The following is a 2,949-nucleotide window of genomic DNA, read 5'->3' on the forward strand; positions in this document are numbered from 1 at the left end:
TGATCACGATCCGCCGAAATGCGTGATCACGTTCGCCGGAATACGCATCATTGCGGAACCGACGCCCGATATAAATGCGTTCGAGTACATCGTCGTTTCGCTCGTGAGCGCGACGAAGGTCTTCTGGCATTGTTTCCGGGTCGTAAAGGTCCGCCACTGTCGCCGGGAAGTGTGCTTCACGTGCGAGCAGAATATCTTCGGCGCACTGTGTCAGTTCGGCTTTATTGTTTTCCGTGAGCATTGGGACAGGGAACGTGTTCCAACCAATGGTATTGGAATAACGATACCGAGTTTCCAGTTTGCCGCAGACCGTGGCTATCCATACCAAATGGAGACGGGAAGCGATCAACGCCATATTCCACAGCGGCGCGTCGTACAACGCGAACGCAAGATTGCTGACGATGGTGCCTCGAGCCATATATCCGACGGGGAGGTATTCGCGCGATTCAGACGATACGCTCGGCACGATGATTACCGTTTCGTTTCCGGACTGGCGCACCTCGCCGAAGCGATATGGATAGGCGGAGATTTCTACCGTTGCGGCTTTGGTACTATCTGCGCGCATTTTCCGGACGCCATCAAGCCGGGGCTTCAATGACGCGATAGCCATCGCTTCCTTTTGATTGCCTTCGCCTATCCAGAGGCAGTACCGACTCTGCCCACGAATGAACTCCGCAGAACCATAGATAGGGCGGATGAACTGCTCTTTTTGTGCGTCCGTCAGTTGAAGGGATGCGATTTCGGACTTCCCCAACAGCAAGTTTCCGCCATCCACTGGCTTATTGCCGTAGTCCATAAGGCCAAGGCCATGAGCCGGCTTGCTGCGTTTTTCGACGACAAGATCAGGGCCGGGCACCAAATAGGCATTGATATGCCCAACTTCTTTGAGGGCAACTTTGCCATCGTTGCCTACCGTATAGATTTGCCGCGAGGTACCGGCGTGTCCGCTGATGCCAACGATCACGACAGTTACACCTGCATTATGACTTGCCAAGTTTGCCCACTTAAACGAGGTGTGCGCGAAGGCTATCTGGTGCCCAGTGCGGAAAATCAACGGCCACAGGATCGGTACCTGCTGCCCCTGACAGATGGAGTTTGTCGCTACAAATGCGGCGGCGGCGTTCGTGCGAGTTCCATAGTCCGCGGCCTTCATGAACCAACCGCTAACATAGTCAAGAGATTTCCAGCCAGATGTGCGGCTATCAAAGATCGAAGCCAAGTCGGCTTTCTGCTCTGGTGTTTGCCAGGTTGAGCCCAAATAGGGCGGGTTTCCGCAGATATACGTTTCCCCACCCTCGTTCTCGAAGTCGATTTCGGGTTGATCGAGTGGCGTCTCGAAAAGGTCATCCGAGACGATCTTTACGCCCGTTCCCGTGGGCGGGCAGAGCGCCAACCAATCGAGTCGAAGTGCGTTGCCGTTCGTGATCCAGTTCTCGGATTCGAGCGGCAGAAAATCTTGCACGGCTTGCATCTGGCCGCGATACAGCACATCGCACTGGTACTCGGCGATGATGAGCGCGAGGCGGGCTATCTCCGCAGGGAAGCTACGCAGCTCAATCCCGCGGAAGTTCGTTAGAGGGATGGCTGAACGTAGATCGGATTCATCACGGCGGCGATTGATCTCGGCCTCGATTTCGCGCATCTGTTTGTACGCGATGACCAGGAAGTTACCCGAACCGCACGCCGGATCGAAAACGCGGATGCGCGCCATGCGCTTGCGAAGGTTCAGCAACTTCGCCTTGTTGTCGCCCGCGGCTTCCAGTTGGGCGCGCAGGTCGTCCAGAAAGAGCGGGTTGAGCACCTTCAGAATGTTCGGAACGCTCGTGTAGTGCATACCAAGCGAGCCGCGCTCCTCGTCGTCGGCGACCGCCTGGATCATTGAGCCGAAGATGTCCGGATTGATTTCGTGCCAGTCCAGTTGGCCAGCGTGCAACAGATAGGTGCGGGCCATGCGCGTGAAGCGCGGTACATTGTTGCCGCCGCCAAACAAGCCGCCGTTCACGTACGGGAAGACGTCAGCCCACCCCGGGATTTTTGCCTTCGTGCGGGCACTGCTATCCTTGGTCGGCACGTTCATCGCGTGGAAGATCGTGCTGATCACGTCATGGGTATTGCCCGACGCAGCATCGCTCATACGATCGACGGTCTTCGTGAACAGACCTCGACCGTCGAAAATCCCGGTGTCTTCGGCGAAGAAACAGAAGATGAGGCGGGCCATGAAGTGATTCATGTCCTGTCGGCGCTCGTCCGTCGCCCAATCCGGGTTTTCCTTCAGCAGTTCCAGGTACAGTTTGTTCAGTCGGCCGGTTGCCCGAACGTCGATCGCGCTGTCCTTGATTTCCCTGATCGTCGAGATACCCGCGAGCGGCAGGAAGAAGCCGAAGTGCCCGGCAAACTTGGCGTACTCGCTGGCGATCGTTTCGCCATTCGTCATTTCCTCGGCTTCGAGCGTGTCGCCGTCCGTCGCCAGGATGAACTTCACCTTGCCCTTCGCGGTCTCCGGGCTCGCGCGTAGCGCGTTCAACGTCGCGTTGACCTGGCCGGGCGCGCAGGTGGCGAGGTGGATGTTGTTGCGTTGCAGGACGCCGCCAGGAATGTCCGATTTGTTGGTATCGCCTTTGCGGAGGCGAGCGATCGTGGTGTCTTTGTTCCCGAAGGCCGCAAGGAAGGCGTACGGAAACTCCGCCGCGTCAAACGGTGCTTCGGCCAACTCGGAGACGGCGGCCTCGATTTCAACTGCGTTCATGTGTGTGGCGTAGGGTGTGTTTGGCCTAGATTATGCCAAGGTGCGGGGACATCTTGGCCGGTATCGCCTTCGCCGCCGTATCGCAGCTGGGCCATGCCCGGCTTTTTTGCGTCCGCGCCCAGCCCATTGCCGGCGGCCACGGGCAACAGCGGGTCGGCGGCCGCGCAGCGACCCAGGTTTGAAGCTGTCTCTTATACACATCT

1 protein-coding gene is annotated in these 2,949 nt (G+C 57.7%); it reads right to left on the reverse strand.

Going from position 1 to position 2,949, the window contains the following annotated elements:
- A partial coding sequence (locus ACSHSS_RS29930; RefSeq protein WP_445545951.1) for a class I SAM-dependent DNA methyltransferase occupies window positions 1-2,746 on the reverse strand: 2,746 nt, incomplete at its 3' end.
- Between the last annotated feature and the right edge of the window lie 203 nt (window positions 2,747-2,949).

It is taken from the genome of Burkholderia sp. BC1, assembly GCF_052683555.1.